Origin of the sequence: Bosea sp. F3-2, assembly GCF_008253865.1 — a bacterium.
In the GTDB taxonomy this organism is placed as follows: domain Bacteria; phylum Pseudomonadota; class Alphaproteobacteria; order Rhizobiales; family Beijerinckiaceae; genus Allobosea.
The window spans coordinates 547,955-571,663 of sequence record NZ_CP042331.1 but is presented as its reverse complement, the minus strand read 5'-3'; the positions used below and the strand labels follow the sequence as shown (position 1 = coordinate 571,663).

General features: G+C 66.9%; 22 protein-coding genes. 16 read left to right on the top strand and 6 right to left on the bottom strand.

Going from position 1 to position 23,709, the window contains the following annotated elements:
- Positions 1 to 4 precede the first annotated feature (4 nt).
- From FQV39_RS02735 to FQV39_RS02690, 9 genes are all read left to right on the top strand, one after another.
- The gene (locus tag FQV39_RS02735) at positions 5 to 892 is read left to right on the top strand and encodes an ABC transporter permease (protein ID WP_149128916.1); all 888 of its coding nucleotides are present in this window, start codon (positions 5 to 7) and stop codon (positions 890 to 892) included.
- The gene (locus FQV39_RS02730) at positions 889 to 1,926 is read left to right on the top strand and encodes an ABC transporter ATP-binding protein (RefSeq protein ID WP_149128915.1); all 1,038 of its coding nucleotides are present in this window, start codon (positions 889 to 891) and stop codon (positions 1,924 to 1,926) included. Before FQV39_RS02735 ends, FQV39_RS02730 begins: the two co-directional genes overlap by 4 nt.
- The gene (locus FQV39_RS02725) at positions 1,923 to 2,939 is read left to right on the top strand and encodes an ABC transporter ATP-binding protein (RefSeq protein ID WP_149128914.1); all 1,017 of its coding nucleotides are present in this window, start codon (positions 1,923 to 1,925) and stop codon (positions 2,937 to 2,939) included. Before FQV39_RS02730 ends, FQV39_RS02725 begins: the two co-directional genes overlap by 4 nt.
- 531 nt (positions 2,940 to 3,470) lie before the next feature.
- The gene (locus FQV39_RS02715) at positions 3,471 to 4,850 is read left to right on the top strand and encodes an FAD-containing oxidoreductase (RefSeq protein WP_149128913.1); all 1,380 of its coding nucleotides are present in this window, start codon (positions 3,471 to 3,473) and stop codon (positions 4,848 to 4,850) included.
- 138 nt (positions 4,851 to 4,988) lie between these two features.
- Complete coding sequence (locus FQV39_RS02710; RefSeq protein WP_149128912.1) at positions 4,989 to 5,660, top strand: DUF1684 domain-containing protein; 672 nt, start codon at positions 4,989 to 4,991, stop codon at positions 5,658 to 5,660.
- A gap of 116 nt (positions 5,661 to 5,776) precedes the next feature.
- On the top strand, positions 5,777 to 6,652 hold the full coding sequence (locus FQV39_RS02705; RefSeq protein ID WP_149128911.1) for a glycine betaine ABC transporter substrate-binding protein: 876 nt from the start codon (positions 5,777 to 5,779) through the stop codon (positions 6,650 to 6,652).
- Between the two features lie 253 nt (positions 6,653 to 6,905).
- Positions 6,906 to 7,541, top strand: coding sequence for an ABC transporter permease (locus FQV39_RS02700; RefSeq protein ID WP_149128910.1), 636 nt, complete (start codon positions 6,906 to 6,908; stop codon positions 7,539 to 7,541).
- Complete coding sequence (locus FQV39_RS02695) at positions 7,534 to 8,169, top strand: ABC transporter permease (protein ID WP_149128909.1); 636 nt, start codon at positions 7,534 to 7,536, stop codon at positions 8,167 to 8,169. The genes FQV39_RS02700 and FQV39_RS02695 overlap by 8 nt, the downstream gene beginning before the upstream one ends.
- Positions 8,166 to 9,155: an ABC transporter ATP-binding protein gene (locus FQV39_RS02690; protein WP_149128908.1), complete on the top strand. Its 990-nt coding sequence runs from the start codon at positions 8,166 to 8,168 to the stop codon at positions 9,153 to 9,155. The genes FQV39_RS02695 and FQV39_RS02690 overlap by 4 nt, the downstream gene beginning before the upstream one ends.
- Before the next feature lie 22 nt (positions 9,156 to 9,177).
- Here the strand turns inward: FQV39_RS02690 and FQV39_RS02685 are convergent, their stop codons facing one another.
- From FQV39_RS02685 to FQV39_RS02670, 4 genes are all read right to left on the bottom strand, one after another.
- Complete coding sequence (locus tag FQV39_RS02685; protein WP_149128907.1) at positions 9,178 to 9,795, bottom strand: sarcosine oxidase subunit gamma; 618 nt, start codon at positions 9,793 to 9,795, stop codon at positions 9,178 to 9,180.
- Complete coding sequence (locus FQV39_RS02680) at positions 9,788 to 12,772, bottom strand: sarcosine oxidase subunit alpha family protein (RefSeq protein WP_149128906.1); 2,985 nt, start codon at positions 12,770 to 12,772, stop codon at positions 9,788 to 9,790. Before FQV39_RS02680 ends, FQV39_RS02685 begins: the two co-directional genes overlap by 8 nt.
- Positions 12,769 to 13,080, bottom strand: a complete 312-nt coding sequence (locus tag FQV39_RS02675; RefSeq protein ID WP_149128905.1) for a sarcosine oxidase subunit delta — start codon at positions 13,078 to 13,080, stop codon at positions 12,769 to 12,771. The genes FQV39_RS02680 and FQV39_RS02675 overlap by 4 nt, the downstream gene beginning before the upstream one ends.
- 226 nt (positions 13,081 to 13,306) lie before the next feature.
- Entirely contained in the window at positions 13,307 to 14,557 is a 1,251-nt protein-coding gene (locus FQV39_RS02670; RefSeq protein ID WP_149128904.1) for a sarcosine oxidase subunit beta family protein, read from the bottom strand.
- Positions 14,558 to 14,612: 55 nt separating this feature from the next.
- Between FQV39_RS02670 and FQV39_RS02665 the strand changes: the two genes are divergently transcribed.
- The 7 genes from FQV39_RS02665 (at position 14,613) to FQV39_RS02635 (ending at position 22,172) form a co-directional block, all read left to right on the top strand.
- Positions 14,613 to 15,614: a GlxA family transcriptional regulator gene (locus tag FQV39_RS02665; RefSeq protein WP_149128903.1), complete on the top strand. Its 1,002-nt coding sequence runs from the start codon at positions 14,613 to 14,615 to the stop codon at positions 15,612 to 15,614.
- An 85-nt stretch (positions 15,615 to 15,699) separates the two neighbouring features.
- Positions 15,700 to 16,521, top strand: coding sequence for a transporter substrate-binding domain-containing protein (locus FQV39_RS02660; RefSeq protein ID WP_149128902.1), 822 nt, complete (start codon positions 15,700 to 15,702; stop codon positions 16,519 to 16,521).
- A gap of 157 nt (positions 16,522 to 16,678) precedes the next feature.
- Positions 16,679 to 17,419 carry an amino acid ABC transporter permease gene (locus FQV39_RS02655; RefSeq protein WP_149128901.1) on the top strand — a complete coding sequence of 247 codons (741 nt, stop codon included), beginning with the start codon at positions 16,679 to 16,681 and terminating at the stop codon, positions 17,417 to 17,419.
- Complete coding sequence (locus FQV39_RS02650) at positions 17,416 to 18,267, top strand: amino acid ABC transporter permease (RefSeq protein ID WP_149128900.1); 852 nt, start codon at positions 17,416 to 17,418, stop codon at positions 18,265 to 18,267. Before FQV39_RS02655 ends, FQV39_RS02650 begins: the two co-directional genes overlap by 4 nt.
- Positions 18,264 to 19,022: an amino acid ABC transporter ATP-binding protein gene (locus tag FQV39_RS02645; protein ID WP_210251156.1), complete on the top strand. Its 759-nt coding sequence runs from the start codon at positions 18,264 to 18,266 to the stop codon at positions 19,020 to 19,022. Before FQV39_RS02650 ends, FQV39_RS02645 begins: the two co-directional genes overlap by 4 nt.
- 98 nt (positions 19,023 to 19,120) lie before the next feature.
- Positions 19,121 to 20,731 (top strand): NAD(P)/FAD-dependent oxidoreductase, encoded by a 1,611-nt coding sequence (locus tag FQV39_RS02640; protein ID WP_149128898.1) that lies wholly within the window; start codon positions 19,121 to 19,123, stop codon positions 20,729 to 20,731.
- Between the two features lie 274 nt (positions 20,732 to 21,005).
- Positions 21,006 to 22,172, top strand: a complete 1,167-nt coding sequence (locus tag FQV39_RS02635) for an NAD(P)/FAD-dependent oxidoreductase (protein WP_149128897.1) — start codon at positions 21,006 to 21,008, stop codon at positions 22,170 to 22,172.
- 67 nt (positions 22,173 to 22,239) lie between these two features.
- Here the strand turns inward: FQV39_RS02635 and FQV39_RS02630 are convergent, their stop codons facing one another.
- Together FQV39_RS02630 and FQV39_RS02625 are read right to left on the bottom strand one after the other, a co-directional pair.
- A complete protein-coding gene (locus FQV39_RS02630) occupies positions 22,240 to 22,710 on the bottom strand; it encodes a chromate resistance protein ChrB domain-containing protein (protein ID WP_149128896.1) in 471 nt (156 codons plus the stop codon).
- Positions 22,707 to 23,669 (bottom strand): Fe-Mn family superoxide dismutase, encoded by a 963-nt coding sequence (locus FQV39_RS02625; protein WP_149128895.1) that lies wholly within the window; start codon positions 23,667 to 23,669, stop codon positions 22,707 to 22,709. The genes FQV39_RS02630 and FQV39_RS02625 overlap by 4 nt, the downstream gene beginning before the upstream one ends.
- Positions 23,670 to 23,709 lie beyond the last annotated feature (40 nt).

Genomic DNA, 23,709 nt, shown 5'->3' with positions numbered 1-23,709 from the left:
CCGCATGACCACAATCGACGCCGGCGCGATCGTCACGGTCACCCCCGTCAGGAGCGAGGGCTACTGGTCGAGCGTTGGCCGCAGGCTGGTGCGCGATCCCGTCGCGATGTTCGCACTGGCCGTAATCCTGCTCATCGTGCTCGCCGCGATCTTCGCACCCTACCTTGCGCCGGCCGATCCGTTTCGCGGCTCGATGGTGCGGCGGCTGCGGCCCATCGGCACAACGGGCTATCCGCTCGGCACGGACGAACTCGGCCGCGATCTGCTCTCGCGCCTGATTTATGGCGGCCGGCTCTCGCTCTTCATGGGCGTAACGCCTGTGATTCTCGCCTTCGTTATCGGCTCGTCGATCGGCATCTTCGCCGCCTATGTCGGTGGCTGGATCAACACCGTGGTGATGCGCGTCATCGACGTGTTCTTCGCCTTCCCCTCGGTGCTGCTGGCGATCGCTCTCTCGGGAGCGCTCGGCGCCGGTATCCTCAACTCGATCGTTTCGCTGACCGTCGTGTTTGTGCCGCAGATCGCCCGCATCGCGGAATCGGTCACGACCCAGACACGCAACCGCGATTTCGTCGAGGCTGCCCGCATATCCGGGGCGGGCATGTTGACCATCGTGCGGGTCCATGTGCTCGGCAACGTGCTCGGGCCGATCTTCGTCTATGCGACCAGCCTGATCAGCGTCTCGATGATCCTCTCCTCCGGCCTCTCCTTCCTCGGCCTGGGCGTGAAGCCGCCGGAGCCGGAATGGGGCCTGATGCTGAACACCTTGCGCACCGCGATCTACAACCAGCCGCTGGTCGCGGCGTTGCCGGGCGTGATGATCTTCATCACCTCGATCTCCTTCAATCTGTTCTCCGACGGGCTGCGGAGCGCGATGGAGGTGCGGCAATGAGCGAGTTGGCGAACGATCCGCGTGACCGCGGCGGCGCCGGCACGCCGCTCCTCGACGTGCGCGGGCTGGTCAAGCATTTCGGAGGCAAGCGCGGGCTCTTCGGCAGGCCGAGCGGCACCGTCCGCGCCGTCGATGGCGTCGATTTCAGCGTCGCCAAGGGGGAGACGCTCGGCATCGTCGGCGAATCCGGCTGCGGCAAGTCGACCACGGCCCGGCTGGTGATGCAGATCATCAAGCCCGATGCCGGCGACATCCTCTTCGACGGCGAGAAGGTCGGCTCCGCCGCGCTCGACCTCAAGGCCTTCCGCCGCCAGGTCCAAATGGTCTTCCAGGATAGCTACGCCTCGCTCAATCCCAGACTCACTGTCGAAGACACGGTCGCTTTCGGCCCGCGCATCCATGGTGCTTCGGCGGCGGCGTCGATCGCCACAGCACATGACCTGCTGCATCGCGTCGGCCTGGAGCCACGCCGCTTCGCCGGGCGCTATCCACACGAGATCTCCGGTGGCCAGCGCCAGCGCGTCAACATCGCCCGTGCGCTCTCGCTCAACCCGCGCCTGCTCATCCTCGATGAGGCCGTTTCGGCGCTCGACAAGTCGGTCGAGGCGCAGGTCCTCAACCTCCTGCTCGACCTCAAGCGCGATTTCGGTCTGACCTACATGTTCATCACCCACGATCTCAACGTCGTGCGCTTCATGTCCGACCGGATCATGGTGATGTATCTCGGCAAGGTCGCCGAAGTCGGTCCCTCCGAGCCGATCTTCGAGAAGCCGGGCCATCCCTATACGGCCGCGCTACTCTCCTCGATGCCGTCGATGGACCCCGACAACCTGACGCAGGAGGCACCGCTGACCGGCGACCCGCCGAACCCGATCAACCCGCCGAGCGGCTGCCGCTTCCACCCGCGCTGCAGGATGGCCTCGGCGCTGTGCAGCCATGCCGAGCCCGAGCTCGCTGCGGCCAGCCCCCAGCATTTCGCTGCCTGCCATCTCGTCAATCCCGCTTCCGGCCATCCGAGGCTCGCGGCCGCATGACCAACAGTAAAGCCGACATCGTCGAGGCCAGGGACCTCACCGTCGATTTCGCGGCCGGGCGCGGCATGGTCCGCGCCGTCTGCGGCGTCGACCTCTCGCTGAAGCCCGGCGAGACCGTGGCCCTCCTCGGCGAATCCGGCTCCGGCAAGAGTGTCACTTTGCGGGCGCTGATGCGTCTCCATCCGAAATCCGCGAAGATTGGCGGCTCCATCCAGGTCGATGGCGAGGATGTGCTGGCGCTTTCTCCCTCGGCCCTGCGCGCCTATCGCGGCAAAACCGTTTCCATGATTTTCCAGGATCCCGGCCTCGCCTTCGATCCGGTCTATCGCATAGGCGACCAGATCGCCGAGACGGTGATGCGCCACGAGGGCGTCTCGCGCGCCGAAGGCCGCAAGCGCGGGCTCGAATTGTTCGAGCGCGTCCGCATTCCCTCGCCGGAGCGCCGGCTCGATAATTTCCCGCATGAGATGTCGGGCGGCATGCGTCAGCGCGCCATGATCGCACTCGCCCTCGCCTGCAGGCCGAAAGTGCTGCTAGCCGACGAGCCGACGACGGCCCTCGACGCAACCGTGCAGATTCAGGTCCTGCTGCTGCTGCGGGAATTGCAGCGTGAATTCGGCCTCGCCATCGTCTTCGTGACTCACGATATCGGCGTCGCAGTCGAGGTCGCAGACCGGATCGCAGTGATGTATGCGGGGCGCATCGTCGAGAGCGGCTCGTGTCGGGACGTCATCCGCAACCCAGCGCATCCTTATACGCGCGGCCTGCTCGCCTCCCGCGCCCATGCCACCCTCGGCAAAGACGAGCGGCTGAAGGCCATTCCCGGCTCGCCGCCCGATTTGGCCGCCCCGCCTGCCGGTTGCGCTTTCGGCCCCCGCTGCGGCGACTTTCACGAGGAATGCGCACGGGACGTTCCCAATAACGTTCGGGTCAACCCCACTCATACCGTGCGATGCTGGCGAGCTCCAAGCCTGACGCCAGATGGGCCGGACCGATCCCGCGTCCAGCCCTGAACGCTTCTCGTATCGGGCTACACGGCAGCCACCTGCTCCGACCTCTGGCCAAGAGAAAGCCGGGTGAGCCGGCTTGAAAAATACTTGATTGAAGCGCCAACTCCCCTGCTTATCCGGTGGCGCGAGAGAGTGATACTTTGTCCCATAAAACAATACGACCCACGCACCGGAATTGACGGGCCAGCTGCCTGAAGACGGGCTCTGATATGGGCCGACCTCGTCAGGCGCGGCACCGAGATAAGCGAGGTGTTCCATCGGACCAGTCCAGGCCGGCAGATAATCGGCGGTCGCGCTCCTGAGGCGCGTAGCTATCGCTCCTAGGCCACCTTCGGTGACCCCGATGGCAATGGCTGGCTGCTGCAGGAAATCGCCCAATGATTTCCGGGGCGCAGTAGTTCCCATCCTCATCGGCAGTCCGCAGTGGTCGCGGATCAAACAGAAGCGCTGCGGACTGAGGTCGACCCGATCAGTTTGGACGCTGCGGAAGAGTATTGCTGCCCCCTGCCCGCAACATTTACGGGAACCCAGGCCATGGAGCACAGCTTCGACGCCATGATCATCGGGGCCGGACAGGCCGGCCCCTCCCTTGCGGCGCGGCTGACCGCCTCGGGGATAAAGGTGGCCTTCGCCGAGCGCCACCTGTTCGGCGGAACCTGCGTCAACACCGGCTGCATGCCGACCAAGACGCTGGTTGCCAGCGCCTATGCGGCGCATCAGGCCCGCCGCGGCGCCGAGTACGGGGTCGGGATCGAAAGCCCGATCCGCATCGACATGAAGCGGGTCCAGGCCCGCGCCAATACCGTCACGATCAACGCCCGCACCGGTGTCGAAACCTGGCTTCGCGGCATGGACGGTGTGACCGTCTTCCAGGGGCACGCGCGCTTCGAAGGGCCGGATCTCCTCCGGGTGGGCGAGACCCTCCTGCGAGCGCCTCGCATTTTCATCAATGTCGGCGGGCGCGCCAGCGTGCCGGACATGCCGGGCATCGACCAGGTCGATTACCTGACCAACACCTCCATCCTCCGGCTCGATACCGTCCCGAAGCATCTGGTCGTCGTGGGCGGGAGCTATATCGGCCTCGAATTCGCGCAAATGTACCGGCGCTTCGGCGCTGAGGTCACTGTCGTCGAGAAGGGACCGCGGCTGATCGCCCGCGAAGATGAGGACGTCTCCGAGGCGATCCGGGAGATCCTGTCGGAAGAAGGGATCGCGGTGCGCACGAACGCGACCTGCATCGCCTTCAAGCCGCATCCGGACGGCGTGGCGGTCGGCGTCGATTGCACCTCCGGCGAACCCGAGGTGGTCGGCTCGCATGTCTTGCTGGCGGTGGGCCGCCGGCCCAACACGGATGATCTCGGCCTCGACAAGGCCGGCGTCGCGACGGACGCCCGCGGCTACATCACCGTGGATGACGGCCTCGCGACCTCCGTTCCCGGCATCTGGGCGCTGGGCGACTGCAATGGCCGCGGCGCCTTCACCCACACCGCCTATAACGACTTCGAGATCGTCGCCGCCAATCTCCTCAACGGCGAAAGCCGCCGCGTCAGCGACCGCATCCCTGCCTATGCGCTCTTCATTGATCCACCGCTTGGTCGCGTCGGGATGACCGAGGCCGAGGCCCGCAAGACCGGCCGGCCCCTGCTCGTCTCCAAGCGGCCGATGACGCGGGTGGGCCGCGCGGTCGAGCGCGGCGAGACCAAGGGTTTCATGAAGGTCGTGGCCGATGCCGAGACAAAGCGCATCCTCGGCGCCGCGATCCTCGGCGTCAGCGGCGACGAAGCAATCCACGGCATTCTCGACATGATGAACGCCGGCTCCCCCTACCCCACCCTGCAATGGGCCGTGCCGATCCATCCGACCGTCTCGGAGCTGATCCCGACCGTGCTCGGAGATCTGCGGCCGATTGCCTGAGCTGTCGTAAGGCGAGAGGCTACGCCACTGACGTGAGGTGACAGCGAGACGCTGCTTTCGTGCGCAACCTTTTTCAGGTCGTCGTGAACCGAGTTCGATCGCAGGGAGCGGCGATGGTCCGAATGGGAGGGAGCCTCGATGACCGACGAACTCCTGGAGGCGGCTCGGACCCGGCCGGATGCCGGCGTGCTCGGGCAGTTCTCGAGCCTGCACGATTGGCGGCGGCAGGTCGCCGATCTCTACGCGGCGATCCGCTCCATGCCGGGGCGCGAGGGCTGGGAGCACTGGCGCAGCACGCGCGACCGGCTCTTCCGCGAGCACGTCCAATCGCCGCTCCCGCCGGAACGGCGCACCCGCTTTCGCGGAATCGACTGTTTTCCCTATGATCCCGCACTCCGCTTTGATGTCGGACTGCGGAGTGTCGCTGGTCGCGAGGCCATCGATATCAGCCTCGGCGAAGACGAGGCGGTCCGGCTGGTCCCGTTCGCACTCACCGACGGGCTCGCTGCCCAGCTTGGCAAGGAACTCACGCTCTATTGGATCACCGGCTATGGCGGCGGCGTCTTCCTGCCCTTCGGCGACCTGACCAACCACGACGAAACCTACCCCGCCGGGCGCTATCTCCTCGACACGATCAAGAGCGCCGATCTCGGCACGAATGATGACGGCCGGCTGATCCTCGACTTCAACTTCGCCTACTTTCCATCCTGCGCCCATTCCGTCGCCTGGGTCTGCCCGCTTTCGCCAGCCGAGAACCGTCTGCCGACAGCGATCCGCGGCGGCGAACGGAACCCGCCGCCCACCGGATAGTTCGAGCATGAGCCGACCGGTCACCAGCCACCGCGGCAGGCTGATTTCCTGTGCCGCTTGCACCGGCCGCCCCGCTTGCTAGCCTGTCATCCACCGACGCTCAGGAGCTTACCGCCATGCGTCTCATCTCCACGCTCTTCGCGGCTGCCGCGCTCATCGCCTCGTCCGTGACGGCCGTCACGGCGCAGACCATCAAGATCGGCTCGAAGAACTTCACCGAGCAGTTCATCGTGGCGGAGCTCTATGCCGCCGCGCTGGAGAAGGCCGGCTTCAAGGTCGAGCGCAAGATCAATCTCGGCGGCACGCTGGTCGCGCATGAGGCTCTGAAGAGCGGCGCGATCGATCTCTATCCGGAATATACCGGCACCGGCTTCAACGCGGTGATGAAGGCGACGACAACCGAGACCGATCCCGAGAAGGTGCGCCAGATCGTCAAGGCCTTCTACGAGAAGGAGTTCAACCTGACCTGGCTGAAGCCGTCCAATATCAACAATGGCTATGCGATCGTGGTCCGGCCGGAGACGGCCAAGGAATACAACCTCAAGACCCTCAGCGATCTCGGCAAGGTGGCGGACAAGCTCAGCCTCGGCGCCGGCACCGAGTTCGTCGACCGGCGCGACGGCATCGCCGGGCTGAAGGAGGTCTATGGCGCGCAGTTCCGCGAGTTCAAGCAGTTCGCCGCGCTGCGCCTGCGCTACGATGCGCTGACGCAGAAGCAGATCGACATCGCCAACGGCTTCTCGACTGACTGGCAGATCGCGGCCGAGAAGTTCGTCGCGCTCGACGACGACAAGGGCCTGTTCCCGCCTTATTTCCTGGCGCCTGTCGTCCGCCCCGACATCGCGAAGAACGAGACGGTGGTCGCCACCCTGGAGAAGGTGAACGCCCTGCTCGACAACCCCGTCATGCAGGAGCTCAACCGGCAGGTCGAGGTCGACAAGAAGGAGCCGCGCACCGTCGCGGCCAGCTTCCTGAAAGCCAGGGGCCTGTGAACTCCGGCTCTAGCCTTTTGATTGGTCGCATTCGGAACCGCCGCCGTCATTCCGGGGCGGCCCCTTGGGCCGAGCCCGGAACCCATGAACACGACGCTCCAGATTGGGTCGGACCGGTTCGGAGCAGCGCTCTTCCTGCTGGGACAGTGTTCATGGGTTCCGGGCTCAGGTCTGCGGCCTGCCCCGGAATGACGGCGGTGCTGCAACAAGGCCAGCTTGGCCAAGTCTCCACGGGACCTGGGCGGCCGATCTCATGACCTGGACGATCGAGAACTATGACCGCCTGCTCGTCGCGCTCTGGGAGCATATCCAGCTCGTCGGAACCGGCCTTCTGATCGCGCTGGCGATCGGCTTGCCGCTCGGCGTGTTGTCGGCGCGGCGCCCTCGCCTCGCGCTCGGCGTCCTGCTGGTCACTGGGGCGCTCTACACCGTGCCGGCGCTGGCGATCTTCGCGCTGCTCATTCCCTATCTCGGCCTCGGTTTCTGGCCGGCCATCGTCGCGCTCGTCGCCTATGCGCTGCTGATCATCACCCGCAACACCGCGACGGGCCTTCGCGAGATCGCGCCGGAGATCCTCGATGCGGCCGACGGCATGGGCTACGGCAAAAGGCGCCGCCTCTTCGCCATCGAACTGCCGCTGGCGCTGCCCGTGATCATCGCCGGCATCCGCATCACCGTGGTGACGCAGGTCTCGGTCGCCACCGTCGCCGCCTTCGTCAATGCTGGCGGGCTCGGCGACATCATCTTCCAGGGCATCACCCAGGACTTCGGCGAAAAAGTCGTGATCGGAGCCGTCGTGACCTCGGCGCTCGCCATCTTCTGCGACGAGAGCCTGCGCAGGTTCGAGATTTGGCTGCGCGCCCATCAGGCGGAGCAGGCTGATGTATAGCTGGATCTCGGCACATCCACAGACCTTCGTCACCGCCCTCCAGAACCACCTTTGGCTGAGTGCGGCGTCGCTCGCCGCCGTGCTGCTGATCGCCCTGCCCGGCGGCCTCGCCCTGACCCGTCATCGCAGCTGGGCCCAACCCGCGATCGGGCTCGCCAATATCCTGCGGACCGTGCCTTCGCTGGCGCTGCTCGTCCTCATGCTGCCCGTCCTGGGAACGGGCTTCCTGCCCTCGGTGGTCGCGCTGACGCTCTATGGCCTGCCCGCCCTGCTGCTCAACACCTATACCGGGGTGAGCGAGGTCGATGCCGACATCGTCGACGCCGCCCGCGGCCAGGGCCTGTCCGATGCCCAGCTGCTGAGGCGGATCGAGATTCCGCTGGCCCTGCCCGTCATCTTCGCCGGCATCCGCACGGCGGCCGTCCAGATCGTCTCGGCGGCGACACTGGCCGCCTTCATCGGCGGCGGCGGGCTGGGCGAGCTGATCACCAGCGGCATGGCCAACTTCAATTTCCCGCAGCTGATTGCAGGTGCCGTCGCGGTCGCAGGCCTGGCCTTCGCGACGGAGATCACCTTCGCGGGCCTCGAACGGCTGACGACCCAGCAGATGCGAACGAAACGAACATGACGATCCGGCTGGAACAGGTCACCAAGTCGTTTCCCGGCGCGGCGCAAGCTGCCGTCGACAGGCTCGACCTCACCGTCGAGACCGGCAGGCTTTGCGTGCTGATCGGCCCGTCCGGCTGCGGCAAGACCACGACGATGCGGATGATCAACCGGCTGATCGAGCCGAGTTCGGGTCGCATCCTCGTCGGCGACCGCGACGTCGCCCAGGCCGACCCGGTCGAGCTCCGGCGCCATATCGGCTACGTCATCCAGCACGTCGGGCTGTTCCCGCATATGACGATCGCGGAGAACGTCGCAACCGTGCCGAAGCTGCTCGGCTGGGACACAGCACGCATCAGGGCGCGCAGCGAGGAGATGCTGGAACTCGTCGGCCTCGATCCGGCGCAGTACCTGCCGCGCTATCCGCGCCATCTCTCGGGCGGACAGCGTCAGCGCGTCGGCGTGGCCCGGGCGCTGGCGGCCGACCCGCCGGTGATGCTGATGGACGAACCCTTCGGCGCCGTCGACCCCATCCTCAGGAGCCGCCTTCAGGAGGAGTTCCTGGCGATCCAGAAACGGCTCAGGAAGACCGTGATCTTCGTCACCCACGACATCGACGAGGCGATCCGCATGGGCGACGTCGTCGCGATCATGCGCGACGGCAAGCTCGTCCAGTACGATACGCCCGACCGCCTGCTCGCCGCCCCCGCCGATGATTTCGTCGCGGATTTCGTCGGCGCCGACCGGGCCCTGCGCCGGCTCTCGCTGGTGCGCGCCGCCGACGCCGTCGAGCCCGGCCGTGCGCCGGGCAGCTTCACGCTCCCGGATACCCTCTCGCTCCGGGGGGTCCTGTCGGCGCTACTCGCGGAGGGCCGCGACGCCGCGACCATCGTCGATGAAAATGGCCATGTTCAGGGTCAGATCACGCTTGCAGCGCTTCGGGCTCGCAGCGCCGGTCGCAGCATTGCCGGAAGCGACGCAGTTTCCATGCGCCGGGACGCCGTCTGAGTTACCTCCAGACATGGCGCTATCAGGCGCGGGCGGCGACATGGCAGCCGAATTCGGCTGCCGATGCGGCAAACCAGGACCAGAAGCTTCCAGCCATGCTGCGTGCGACCATGATCTCGAATACGGGCCCGTCCGGCCCGTCGGCGAGCCGCCACAGCTGCACGCCGATATAAGCCACACTCGTCAAAGCGGTATCACCGACGGCGAAGGCCGCGGGGTGCAGATCGAGCATCATGCCCTTCGCCAGCACATCGCGGACACGTGGCCCCGAGAGCCGGAAGGCGGCACGCGCATCGCTCTGGTCGCTGACGGCGGCGTGGGCCGAGAGTTCGCCAAGAAGCCCGGCAAAGCCATCGCGCAAGTCGGCGCGCAGCAGCCATTGGCCGGGGCCCGCCCAAACCACGTCATGCGCCGCCGCCTGAACGATCCTCGGCGTCCACGGCAGGACGACACCGAGCCGGCATTTCACAGCCTGTGACAGGGCCGCCGTCGTACCGGGTCCGGCAATCAGCGTCGCCAGGCCGAAACTGTCCAGGAGGGTCGCAACGATGCCAGCCTCCCCCCTCCTGCCGAAGGAGCCGGGCTGCGCGACACTGGCCCAGACGCCGCGCGGAACCCAAGAGGTCGCTGTCTCAGCCATGGAGGTGGTTTCCTTCGGGGTCGACGAAGACCGGCGAGCAGATCTCGACGACGATGTCGCCGTTGCGAACGGGGTCGTAGGCGCGCACGCGCTCGCCGATGCGGCTGGCGCCGTTCCGGATCAGGCCGAGGCCGATCCAGTGGTTCAGATGCGGCGAATGGGCGACCGAGGTCATGTAGCCCTCGTCGTTCTCCATCACCGCCGCCTTGCCGATGCCGATGAAATGGGCGCCGGCGCGCAGACGCTGAGCCGGATCGACCGGCTTGAAGCCGACGAAGGACGGCCGGCCCCGCTCGACCAGGGCCTGCCGGCCCGCCATCAGCCGCCCGACGAAATCCTTCTTCGTCGACATCATCTTGCCGAGACCGAGGTCGCGCGCCGTGGTCTGGCCATTGAGCTCGTTGCCGGCGACGTGGCCCTTCTCGATGCGCATCACGCCGAGCGCCTCGGTGCCGTAGGGCGTGATGCCGAAGGGCTCGCCCGCCCGCATCAGGGCGCGCATCATCGCATCGCCATAGTCGGCCGGCACCGCAAGCTCATAGGCCAGCTCCCCCGAGAAGGAGATGCGGAAGAGCCGCGCCGGAATGCCGCCGCCAACGGTGACGGCGCGCGCCGTGAGATAGGGGAAGGCCTCGTGCGAGATGTCGTGCGCGGGATCGACGACGCCGCGCAGGGTCTCGCGCGCCTGCGGTCCGGCGACGGCGACCTGCGCCCATTGCTCGGACACCGAAACCATGCGGACGTCGAGCTCGGGCCACAGCACCTGATGGCAGAACTCCAGATGCTGCATCACCTTGCCGGCATTGGCTGTCGTGGTCGTCATCAGGAAATGATGCTCGCCGAGGCGTGAGGTGGTGCCGTCGTCCATGACGAAGCCGTCTTCGCGCAGCATCAGCCCGTAGCGGGCCTTTCCGACCGGCAGCGCCTTCCAGCCGTTGATGTAGACCCGCTCGAGGAATTCGGCAGCGTCCGCGCCCTGGATATCGATCTTGCCGAGCGTCGAGACGTCGCAGATGCCGACGCTCGCGCGCACGGCCTTCACCTCGCGGTTGACCGTCACCAACCAATCGCTCTCCCCGGGCTTCGGATAGTACTGCGCCCGCAGCCACTGGCCAGCTTCGACAAAGACGGCGCCCTGCCCCTTCGACCATTCATGGGTTGGTGCCAGCCGCACCGGCTTGAAGTCCTTGCCACGATGGTGGCCAGCGAGAGCGCCGATCGCGACCGGCGTATAAGGCGGACGGAAGGTCGTCGTGCCCGTCTGGGGGATCGTCCTCCCGGTCTGCTCGGCCATGATGGCGAGACCGGCAAGGTTCGAGGTCTTGCCCTGGTCGGTCGCCATGCCGAGCGTGGTGTAGCGCTTGAGGTGCTCGACCGGCCGGAAACCCTCGCGCGCAGCCAGCTCGACATCCTTGTCGGTGACGTCGTTCTGATAATCGACGAAAGCCTTGCCCTTCGCGCCCATCACCCGCCAGACCGGCTTCAGCGCGATCGTCTCGGGATCGGTCGCGGGCACCGGCTCCGCGGCCGCAGGCGTCAGCCCCGCACCGGCGACCGCCTCGCGTCCGAGCCGAGCACCATCCTCCAGCGCCTGCGCCAGGGTGAAGCGCCCGACCGCGCTGCCGGCCACGGAGAGCCCCGCCGGCAAAGCGCCCGGCACGAAGCATTGCAGGCCCTCGTCCCAGGCCGGCTTGCCGTTCTGGTGCGAGGTCAGATGCAGCGTCGGGTTCCAGCCGTTCGAGACGGCAAGCAGATCGCAGGCGAGCGCCGTCGTCGCGCCGGAGGCATCGCGGATCGTCACGCCGCCGAGCTGGCGACCGCCACGGGTGCCCTCAACCACGCCGCCTGCGAACAGCCTTGCACCGAGCTTGTCGGCGAGCGCCTTGCGCGCCGGATCGGCATCGGCGCGCGCATCGACGATCGCCGCGACCTTGCCGCCGGCGGCGGCGATGTCGCGTGCCGTCGCCCAGCCGTCGTCGCCAGCGGTGAACAGCACCGTTTCGCGCCCCGGCAGAACGCCATACCGGTTGACGTAAGCGCGCGCCGCCCCGGCCAGCATCACGCCGGGCACATCGTTGCCGGGGAAGGTGATCGGCCGCTCCAGCGCACCTGCGGCGAGGATCGCGTGCCTGGCATAGATGCGCCAACCGCGCTGGCGCGGCTGATGGGCTGCGGGCTCCGGCAGGTGGTCACCGACGCGCTCGACCGCGCCGTAGATGCCGTGGTCGTAGAGGCCGAAGACGGTCGTGCGCGGCATGATCCGCACTTCGGGCAGGCTTTCGAGTTCCGCCAGCGTCGCAGCCAGCCATTCAGCGGCCGGCCTGCCATCGATCTCGCGCTTCTCGGCCAGCAGGCGTCCACCCAGGCGGAAATCCTCGTCGCAGAGGATGACGCGCGCGCCGCTGCGGCCTGCCGCCAGCGCCGCCGACAGGCCGGCAGCGCCGCCGCCGATCACGAGCACGTCGCAGAAGGCGAAGGCCTTCTCGTAATGGTCGGGATCCTCCGCCCCCGCCGCGCGACCGAGGCCCGCGGCACGGCGGATCAGCGGCTCGTAGAGCTTCTCCCAGAAGGCCGCCGGCCACATGAAGGTCTTGTAGTAAAAACCGGCGACGAGAGCCGGCGAGACCAGCCCGTTGAGCGAGAGCAGGTCGAAGGCGAGCGAGGGCCAGCGGTTCTGGCTTGCTGCGTCGAGCCCGTCGAAAAGCTCGGTGATTGTCGCGCGGGTGTTCGGCTCCCGGCGCGCACCGGAGCGCAACTCGACCAGCGCATTCGGCTCCTCCGGGCCGGCCGAGAGGATGCCGCGCGGGCGGTGATACTTGAAGGAGCGGCCCACGAGCCGCACGCCATTGGCGAGCAGTGCCGAGGCGAGCGTGTCACCGGCATGCCCCTGATACGGCTTGCCATCGAAGCTGAAGGTCAGCGACCGGTTACGATCGACCAGGCCGCCGGAGGCAAGGCGAAAGGACTGCCCGCTCATACCGCCGCTCCCATCTTGCGCGCCTTGGCGGGCTCGGCCGCCGCTGCCGTCTTTCGTGCTTTGGCATCCTCGACCGACGCGATCGCATGGCTGCGGGTGTCGCGGGTCACGACCAGCCAGGCATGGCAGCCGGCTGCGTGATACCAGAGCTCGCGATGCGCGCCGGCGGGATTATCGCGCAGATAGACATAGTTGGTCATAGCCGCCTCGGTCGCCGTCATCCCGTCGGGGCGCTGCGGATCGGCCGCGCCGAGATAGGTGAATTCCTGGGCGTCGCGCGCGCCGCAATGGGGGCAAGTGATGCGCATGGTCAGAAGTCCAGAAATGTATGGAAGCGCGACCTGCCCCCTCTCCCCTTGCGGGAGAGGGCTGGGGTGAGGGGTCGTGCGACGTGTCGGAGGTTTTGCCCTTTGCAGCGCGCTGTACGGAGAGGGTAGTGCGATCCCTCATCCGGCCCTTCGGGCCACCTTCTCCCGCAAGGGGAGAAGGGGAGCCGTGCGGCCACGTTCGTGACAATCATTATCATCGCCCGCCTCAGTGCAGGTTGGGCTGGGCGCCGGCGCCCTTCTCGTCGATCAGGCGCCCGGTGGCGAAGCGATCGAGCCGATAGGCGGTCGCGACCGGATGCGGCTCTCCCGTCGCGATCAGATGCGCGAAGCAGAAGCCGGAGGCCGGCGTCGCCTTGAAGCCGCCATAGCACCATCCCGAATTGAGAAAGAGCCCCTCGACCGGCGTCAGGTCGATGATCGGCGAGCCGTCCATCGACATGTCCATGACACCGCCCCAATGGCGCAGCATCCGCACCCGGCCAAGGCCCGGCCAGAGCGCCATGGCCGATTCCATCACGTCCTCGATCACCGGCAGGTTGCCGCGCTGGGCGTAGGAATTGTAGCCGTCGATATCGCCGCCGAAGACCAGCCCGCCCTTGTCCGACTGGCTGATGTAGAAGTGGCCGGCACCGAAGGTGACGACAGTGTCGATCAGGGGCTTGAGCCCTTCCGAGACGAAGGCCTGCAGGACGTGGCTCTCGATCGGCAAGCGCAGGCCGGCCATCGCCGCCACCCGTGATGAATTACCGGCCACCGCCATGGCGATCTTCTTCGCCCGGATCGGTCCCCGCGAAGTCTCGACGCCAACGGCCCGCCCGCCCGCCATGATGATGCCGGTGACCTCGCAGTTCTGGATCATGTCGACGCCACGGCTGTCGGCGGCCCGTGCATAACCCCAGGCGACCGCGTCGTGCCGGGCCGAGCCGCCACGGCGCTGCAGCAGACCGCCCTGGATCGGGAAGCGGGCATTGTCGAAATCGAGATAGGGCAGGATCGCCCTGACCTGCTCGCGGCCGAGCAATTCGGAGTCGACACCGGCGAGCCGCATCGCATTGCCGCGCCGGGCAAAGGCATCACGCTGCGCATCCGAATGATAGAGGTTGATCACGCCGCGCTGGCTGACCATGGCGTTGTAGTTCAGATCCTGCTCCAGCCCTTCCCAGAGCTTCATCGAGAGCTCGTAGAACGGCGTATTGCCCGGCAGCAGGTAGTTCGAGCGGATGATCGTGGTGTTGCGGCCGACGTTCCCGGAACCGAGATAGCCCTTCTCCAGCACCGCGACATTGGTGATGTTGTGCCGGCTGGCGAGGTAATGCGCCGTCGCGAGGCCGTGTCCACCGCCGCCGATGATCACGACGTCGTATTCGGCCTTGGGCGCAGGATCGCGCCAGGCCGGGGTCCAGCCCTTATGACCCTGGAAGGCCTGGGCGAGCAACGAGAAGACGGAATAGCGCATCGAAGGATCCGGGCGGGCTTGTCATCAGGAGATTGACCGACATAGGCTTCGCGACATGCTCGATAGCGACACGCGATTGTCCAATAGCGACGACAGCGCACCGACTCATGTCGGCTTTCTGCTGATCCCCGATTTTGCGCTGCTGCCCTATGCCTCGGCGATCGAGCCGTTGCGCGCCGCCAACCGGCTTTCCGGCCAGCCGCTCTATCGCTGGAGCCATGTCTCGATCGACGGCGCGCCCGCCTCGGCCTCGAACGGCGTCGCCATCGCGGCGGATGCGAGCGTCGGCGCTGATTTGCGGCTCGACTATCTGTTCGTCTGCGCAGGGGGCAACCCGGCTCTCTTCCACCATCAGCCGACCTTTGCCTGGCTGCGCCAGCTCGCGCGGCGCGGCGTCCGGATCGGCGGCATCTCGGGCGGGCCGTATCTGCTGGCGCGCGCCAATGTGCTGACCGGCTACCGCTTCACGATCCATTGGGAGCATGCGCCCGCCTTCCTGGAGGAATATCCCGACCTCGACCTGCGCCGCTCTCTGTACGAGATCGACCGCGACCGGCTGACCTGTAGCGGCGGCATGGCGCCGCTCGACATGATGCATGCCGTGATCGCACGCGAGCATGGCACCGAGCTGGCGCTGGCTGTGAGCGAGTGGTTCCTGCAGACGCATGTCCGGGAAGGCGCCGGCCCGCAGCGCATGCCGCTGCGCGAGCGGCTGGGCATCGCGCATGCGCCGCTGCTGCGCGTCATCGGGCGCATGGAGCAGACCATCGAGCATCCCGAACCGCGCGAGGATCTCGCCCGCCTTGCCAATGTCTCGCTGCGCCAGCTCGAGCGCCTCTTCCGTCAGCATCTCGGCCGCTCGCTGGGTGAGCACTACCTGGCCCTGCGCCTCGATCGCGCGCGCGATCTGTTGCGGCAGACCAGCCTCTCGATCCTCGAAACCGCCCTCGCCTGCGGTTTCGCCAGCGCCAGCCATTTCTCCCGCAGCTATCGCGATCGCTTCGGCCATCCGCCGCGGGCGGAACGCCTGCGCGCCACATCCCCGGATTGGCGCTAGCCAGCAAGAATACGTCGCGTCTGATCAAATCAGTGGCCCGATCCGCCTGAAGTCTAAGGCTTCAGAAAAAAGGGGATCGCGACCGATGAAACGACTGACCGCTCTGGCGCTCGCACTTGCCGCCACGCTCGCCGCCGTGCCGGTGCTCGCGCAGGATACGCTCGCGAAGATCAAGGAGAAGGGCGTCCTCACCGTCGGCGTGAAGAACGACTACAAGCCCTGGGGCTTCCTCGATCCGTCAGGCAAGATCGTCGGCCTCGAGATCGATCTCGCGCAGGAGGTTGCGGACAAGCTCGGCGTCAAGCTCGAGATGATCCCCGTCATCGCCGCCAACCGCATCGAGTTCCTGCGTCAGGGCCGGATCGACCTGATCCTGGCGACGCTGGGCGACACCGCAGACCGGCGCAAGCAGATCGGCATGATCGAGCCGAATTACTATGCCGGCGCCACCAATGTGCTCGCGCCGAAGAGCGCCGGCCTCAAGAAGTGGGAAGACCTCAAGGGCCGCAAGGTCTGCGCCGTGCAGGGCGCCTACTACAACCGCCGCGTCTCGCAGATCTATTCGCCCGAACTCGTGGTGTTCCCCTCGGTGCCGGACGGGCTGAACGCGCTGCAGGGCAACAACTGCGTCGCCTTCCTCTTCGACGACACGCTGATCGTCTCGACGCTGGCGGGCGGCGATCCGAAATGGGCGAATTACGAGATGCCGCTGACCTCCGAGGATCCGCAGCTCTGGGCGGTCGGCGTGCGCCTTGACGATCTCGACGGCGCCTTCGGCAAGCTGCTCAAGGACATGTCGGTCGAGTGGCACAAGAGCGGCAAGCTGCTCGCGCTCGAGAGCAAATGGGGCATCAAGCAGAGCCCCTACCTGATCGAGACCAACAAGAAGCTGAAGGGCGGTTCGTAAGCGCCGGAAAGGGCGCCGCAGGCGCCTCACCCACCACGTCATCCCGGGCCCGGCCCGGGATCCATCATCGAGCGCTGCGCGCTACGATGGATCCCGGATCTCCGCTTCGCTGCGTCCGGGATGACGATGCGGAGCACATTCCGGTGAGCCATCTCCCATGATCGCAGCCTTCTTCGAGCGCCTGAACGACGTTCATGGCCTCAACTTCTCGATCTTCTACGACGCTTTCGATCGTTCCCGCTTCCTCACCGGGCTGTGGACCACGACCTATATCTGCGTCGTCTCGATCCTGGCGTCGCTCGCGATCGGCCTGCTCGGTGTCTGGATCGCGGGCAGCAACTCGCGGTTCGGCCGGCTCGTGGTGCGGATATACGTCCAGTTCTTCCGCAACACGCCGCCACTGGTCCAGCTCTCCTTCTTCTATTTTGCCGTGGGAGGCCTGCTGCCGACGGTCTCGGATGGTTTCGGCGGGCAATCGCCACTCGTCAGCGGCACCGGCTGGGCGATCATCGCCTTCTCGCTCTTCGCCGGGGCTTTCAACGTCGAGATCTTCCGCGCCGGGATCGAGGCCGTGCCCGAGACGATGGTCGAGGCGGCGGAATCGCTCGGCTACACGCGCTTCCAGCTCTGGCGCCAGATCGTGCTGCCCCTCGCCTTCCGCATCTGCCTGCCGGCACTCAACAACAACCTCGTCAATCTCGTGAAGACCACCACCCTCGCCTACGCGATCGGCGTGCCCGAACTGCTCTATGCCGCCTCGCAGATCTGGTCGGAGATGTTCAACGTCCGCGAGATGATGAACGTGCTGCTGGTGACCTATGTCCTGCTCGTCGCAGTGCTGGTCTGGGTGATGCATCGCTGGGAGAAGGCCATGCGCATTCCGGGCTACATGCCATGAAGACCGGTGCCACCGATCTCCCGGTCCTGAAGCCGTTCCGCGCTGAGCCGATCGCGCCGAGCGGCCTCGCCGCGCCCACTCTCCTGAGCGCGGGCCTCGTCGCGAGTGCCGCCGTCATCTTCGCCGCCTCATTGGCCGTGGCGCAGGCGACCGGTTCGACCGCACGCGATGGCGCCGTCACCATCCTGCTGCGCTGGGCGCCGCTGATCTTCCAGGGCTTCCTGTTCAACCTGCTGATCAGCTTCCTCTCCATGGCGCTCGGCACGGCGGTCGGCGTGCTGTTCGGCGTCGGCCAGGTCTCGCCATCCGCGGCGCTGCGCAAGCCTGCCTGGGTCGCGACGCAGTTCTTCCGCAACGCGCCCTGGCTCGTCCTGCTGTTCTACGCGATGTTCCTGCTGCCCTTCGAGCTCAGGCTCGGCCCGGTCACCATCGCCTTCCCGGCCTGGATCAAGGCGATCATCGGGCTGGCGCTTCCGGTTGCGGCCAATGTCTCCGAGATCGTGCGCGGCGGCATCCGCTCGATTCCCTCGGGCCAGTGGGAATCGGCCGAGGCGCTCGCCTTCACCCGCCGCCAGACGATGTGGATGATCATCCTGCCGCAGGCTTTCAAGCGGATGATCCCGCCCTGGATGAACCTCTACGCCATCCTGACGATGGCAACGACGCTGATCTCGGTCGTCGGCATCCAGGACGGGCTGACGGTGACGCGCGCCGCCCTCGTCGCCGAGAGCCGGCCGGAGCTGATGCTGCCGATGTACCTGCTGCTCCTGCTGATGTTCTTCGCCTATTGCTACCCGATCGCGCGCCTCACCATGGCGCTCGAACGCCGCTTCAACGTGAAGGGATGACCATGGTCGCCAAGCATCAACTCGGCGAGCCCGTCGTCGTCGTCGAGGGCGTCGAAAAGGCCTTCGGCGCCTTCGCGGTACTGAAGGATGTGAGCCTCACCATCCGCCGCGGCGAGACCGTCTGCATCATCGGCCCGTCAGGCTCGGGCAAGTCGACGCTGTTGCGCTGCATCAACGCGCTGGTGCCGATCAGCAGGGGCTCGATCACGGTCGCTGGCCGCCAGGTCAACGACCCCGCGCTCGACAAGCTGGCGCTACGCCGCGACGTCGGCATCGTCTTCCAGCAATACAATCTCTTCCCGCACAAGACGGCGCTGCAGAACGTGATGATGGCGCCGATCCATGTGCTGAAGCAGGACCGCGCCGAGGTCGAGGAGCGGGCCAAGCGCCTGCTCGCCAAGGTCGGGCTCTCGCACAAGCACCAGGCCTATCCGGGCGAGCTTTCGGGCGGGCAGCAGCAGCGCGTCGCGATCGCCCGCTCGCTGGCGATGAACCCGAAGGTGATGCTGTTCGACGAGGTCACCGCCGCGCTCGACCCGGAGACCAAGAAGGAGGTGCTCGTCACCATCCGCGACCTCGCCGCCGAGGGCATGACCTGCATCCTCGTCACCCACGAGATGGGCTTCGCCCGCGAAGTTGCCGACCATGTCTATTTCACCGATGGCGGCGTCATCGTCGAGCACGCGCCGCCGGCCGCGTTCTTCGGCGCGCCGCGCGAGGCACGCACCCGCGCCTTCCTCGACCAGGTGCTCTGACGCGACATGTCGCGTCCGGGCCGTTCGATGTCGCAAACCGACCGGCCACCGCGAACCACCCGTCCAAGAATGAACGCCGTCATTCGAGAGCGTGCTCCATGAACACCCCGGCCTCAGATCCCAAATCCGTCACCGGCAAGCCGCTGGCCATCGACGAGAAAGTGGATGTCCTCGTCATCGGCGGTGGTGCCGCCGGGCTCGAGGCTGCGATCGGCGCGGCGACCCGCGGGTTCGGCGTCCTGCTGGTCGATGAGAACCCGGTGCCGTTCAAGACGATGGGCGACGACGTGCCCTTGCATTTCGGGCAGGGCATGGCGGCCAACGCGCGCAACCGCAATGCCATGATGGAGGCCTTCATCGCCTCCGAGCCGCGGATCGAGGAGGCTTTTGAGGCCGGCGTCGACGTCCGCCTCGGCACCGCCTGCTGGGGTCTCTATGCGAACGGACCGGCGCTCGGTTGGATGCCCGGCCTCGTCGCAGGTCTCGCTGACGAGGAGCGCTGTTTTCTAGTCCAGGCGCAGCACGTCATCCTCGCCTGCGGCCGGCGCGACATGGGTCTCGGCTTCCCGGGCTGGGAGAAGCCGGGGGTAATGGGCGCAACGGCCGCGCTCAATCTCGCAACGCGCTACGGCGCGCTCGGCCCGCGCCGGATCGTCATCCTCGGCTCCGGCACGGAGGCGCTGACCACAGCGCTGGCGCTGCGCGAGGCAGGCACCGAGATCGTGGCAATCGTGGAGCAGGCCCCCGAAGCCGTCGGCGACGCGGCGTTGCTGGCGAGCCTGCGCGAGGGCGGCACGGAAATCCTGACACGCCACGTCGTGCGCGAAGCGACCGGTCGCGATTGCGTCGAGGCGGCCACGGTTGCGAAGCTCGACGAAAAGGGCCATCCGGCGGGCAATGAGCGCGCCATCGCCTGCGACGGCATCGTGCTGGCGGTCGGCACTACGCCGGTCATCGACCTGATCGATGCCGCCGGCTGCAAGGTGGCGTTCCAGGCCGAGCGTGGCGGCTATGCACCGGTGCTCGATGCGGACCAGCGCACCAGCATCGCTAACGTCTACGCTGTTGGCGACTGCGCCGGCATCTGGGCTGCAAAGACCCGTGACCGCGCAATCGCCGAGGCGGAAGCCGCACGCGCCGTCGCCGCGCTCGGCACGGCTGCAATGACGGGCAGCGCCGCGAGCCTGCCGGCGCCGGAACACGACATCTCCGACTACCGCCTGGCCTGGGTGCGGGCGAGCGTCGTCGAGGCGCGTGCGGAATTCCATGTCTGCCAATGCGAGGAAGTGACGGCGCGGGAAATCCTCGAAGTCCGTCCGCCGCGCTATCTCGACTGGCAGAACGAGCGCCGCAACGACCGTTCGCTCACGGCACTGCTCGGCGAAGGCCCGCCCAACCCGGATCAGGTCAAGCGCCTAACCCGCGCCGGCATGGGCCCGTGCCAGGGCCGCCGCTGCCGCGAACAGGTCGCGGCACTGCTGGCGCTCGCCGCCGCGCAGCCGCTCTCGGCCATTCCCCTCGCCGGCTACCGCGCCCCGACGCGGCCGATGCCGTTGTCGATGACCGCGCATGTGCCGGAAGCGCCGGAGCAGGCCGAGCATTGGGACACCTGGTTCGGCATGCACGCGCAATGGGTGCCGTTTTGGGAGGTGCCGGAGCGCTACACCGTCGGGACCAACGACGCGACCGGCCCCGTCGCGAGCGAGTGAGATAAGAGCTCCTAACAGAACCTGGAGGGGTCTCGATGAGCCTTGGAGGAGCCAGATGCCAGGAGGAGCGCGCAGCCGATATCCTTCGATATCGGCAAGTCGATCCGACGCCGCAGGTGGCCCTCCAAGGCTCACCTTCGGCGCCGGGAATTCGCCCGCCCGCGGCGTCGCGGCGCTTGCCGATACCGATGGTATCGGCTTCACCCCGCTCCTGGCGGATCGAGCGAATTGCCGGCGTCGAGACCCCTCCAGGTTCTGTTAGGAGCTCTCAGTCATGAGCGAGATCAAGGGAGCTTCCGTGGTCATCGTCGGCGGCGGCGTCACGGGCCTTTCCGCGGGCTGGTGGCTGGCGCGCGACGGCGTCGACGTGCTGGTGCTGGAAAAGGGCCTGATCGGCTGGGAAGCCTCCGGCCGCAACGGCGGCGGCTGCTCGCATCACCACTCTCCCCTCTTCGCCGAGGAGCAGCGGCTCTGGCCGATCATGGACGAGTTGCTCGGCTATCCGACCGAATTCAGGGGCGAGCGCATCCGCCTTGCCTCCAGCGAGCACCAGATGGCGCTCTATGGCCGCGCCCTGCGCAACGCCGAGCGGCAGGGCTTCCAGTCCGCGGTGCTCGACGTCAAGCAGGCCAAGGAGATGGTGCCGCTGGCAGGCGACACCATCGTCGGCGGCTATCACTACAAGTTCGGCGGCCACGCCAATCCGCACCGCACGCTGCAGGGCTATGCCTGGGCGATGCAGGACCATGGCGGGCGCATCCTGCAGCACACGACCGTCACCGGCTTCCGCAGCGAGGGCGGGCGCGTGACGGCTGTCGAGACCGACCGTGGCGTCATCGGCTGCGACAGCCTGGTGCTCGCCGCCGGCCCGCAGAGCGGGCGCCTCTCGGCGATGCTCGGTCAGGAGATTCCCGTGCAATCGGCGCGCTGCGAAATGATCGTGACGGAGCCCCTGCCCCTGATGCCGCTCGGCGGCGTCGATGGCTGCGGGCTTTACGGGCGCCAGACGCTACGCGGCAACCTCGCCTATGGCGGTGGGCCGCATGAATGGCTGGCCATGGCCGAGGAAGGCACGCCCGCCAAGCCGACCTCGCCACTGATGCTGCATATGGGCAAGCGCCTGGCCGAGCTTCTGCCCAAGGCCGCCCATGCCCGCATCATCCGCTCCTGGGCCGGCGTGATCGAGAATACGCCGGACGGCCGGCCCGTGATCGACCGGTTGGCTTCGCAGGCCAATGTCGTGGTCGCGACCCTGTCGAGCGTCGGTTTCGGCCTCTCGCCCGCAAGCGGCCACGCAATCCGCGATCTCGTCATCGACGGCGAATGCAGCTTCGCCGACATCTCCAGCTTCAAGCTGTCGCGCTTTGCCGAGCTGGAGCCCAACTGGCGCGAATTGCAGGGCTGGCAGGTGACGGCGGCGACCGAAGCCCTGGCTGCGTGACGGCATAATCCATCACGATCCGCTGCGAAGCGTAGCACGGGCTTTCTCCAATACCGGAGAGATGCCGTCAGGCGGCGGTCGCCTTCATCACCGGCGGCCAGCTATGGGTCTCGCCCTTTCGACGGGATGCCCAGGCGTAGAGCGCGTCGTAGATGATGAAGCCGTGCTTCAGCACCTCGTGATCGTCCGAAGAAAGGTCGCGCAGCCCCATCGAGATTGCCAGCAGCCCCGCCGATTGCGGCGTGAGATCGTGCTTGTCCGTATCGGCGCCGCGAACAATGGCGGCGATCGTGGCGATGGCGAGGTCCTTGGCCAGGTCGTGCTTCTCCACGAAAGTGTCGAAGCTGCATCCCTCGCCGACATGCGTGTATTCGACGCCGGGCACATCATAGGGAATGGCGCCGGTTTCCTCGGCCACCTTTCGAACCTGGTCCGGCGGCACGAACAGGAACTCGGGTTCCTTGTCGATGAACCGCGTGATCAGCCAGGGACAGGCGATCCGATCGATGACGGGGCGTTCGCGTGTGACCCATTTCATGGCGTAGGCCTCCCTTCAGCGGTGGTGAGCGGAACGGTTGGAGCGCCGATCGCATGCCAGGCGGCAATGCCGCCTGCGAGCGAGCAGGCATCGAGGCCGCGGCGGCGAAGTTCAGCGACGGCGTCGCCACTGACCTGGAAGCCGTAGACGCAATAGGCGACGATCGGCTTGTCCTTCGGCAGGTCATCGGCCCAATCGGCGATCTGTTCCGGAGCACGCAGTTGCGCTCCCGGGATCATATCGCTGCGCTTCGCCAGGTCCTCCGCGAGGCAGACATCCAGCAGGACGAGATCGTCCTGGCGCTGCAAGCGCGCCAGCAGGTCCTCGGCGGCGATGCCGTCTTCGGAAACGGCGGAGGCGGCTGCGCGGTGGTTCATGGCCACCCTCTGAAAGCGGGCGCCAACCCGCTCCCAGTGGATATTCTTCATGAAGGCGTCGACATAGGCTCCAGCCTTCGCACCGAAATCGATGTGATAGGCGTGCTCGTACATATCGAGCGCCATGATCGGGATGCTGCCGGCGAGGCAGTTCGTGTGATCCTGCCCCCACTGGATCATCAGGCGTTCATGGCGCTCCGACCAGACCAGCAAGGTCCAGCCCGAGCCGCCGGCCTGCGCCTTCGCGCAGGCGGAGAATTTCGAACGCCAACCGGCGACGCTGCCAAAATCCCGCTCCAGCGCAGCGGCCAGCTCGCCCGCGGCGTCGCCGGTGCCGCCGAGCCCGTCGAAATAGATCTCATGCAGGATCGCCGAATTGGCGGCGATGAGTTCCTCCCGCTTGAGGCCGTTGATGTCGAACACCGGAGCCTGGCTCCAGTCGAGTTCGTCGAGGCGGCGCTCGATCGCATTGAGGCGCCGCACGGCACCTCCGTAATTGTTCTCGTAATGGCTCGCCAGGAGCCGCTCGGAGAGCCCGTCAAGGCGCGGCGGCTTGAAAGGCAAGGGCATGATCCGATGCATGGCACCCCTCCTCCGGGATACGCGATGACGGGACGCTACG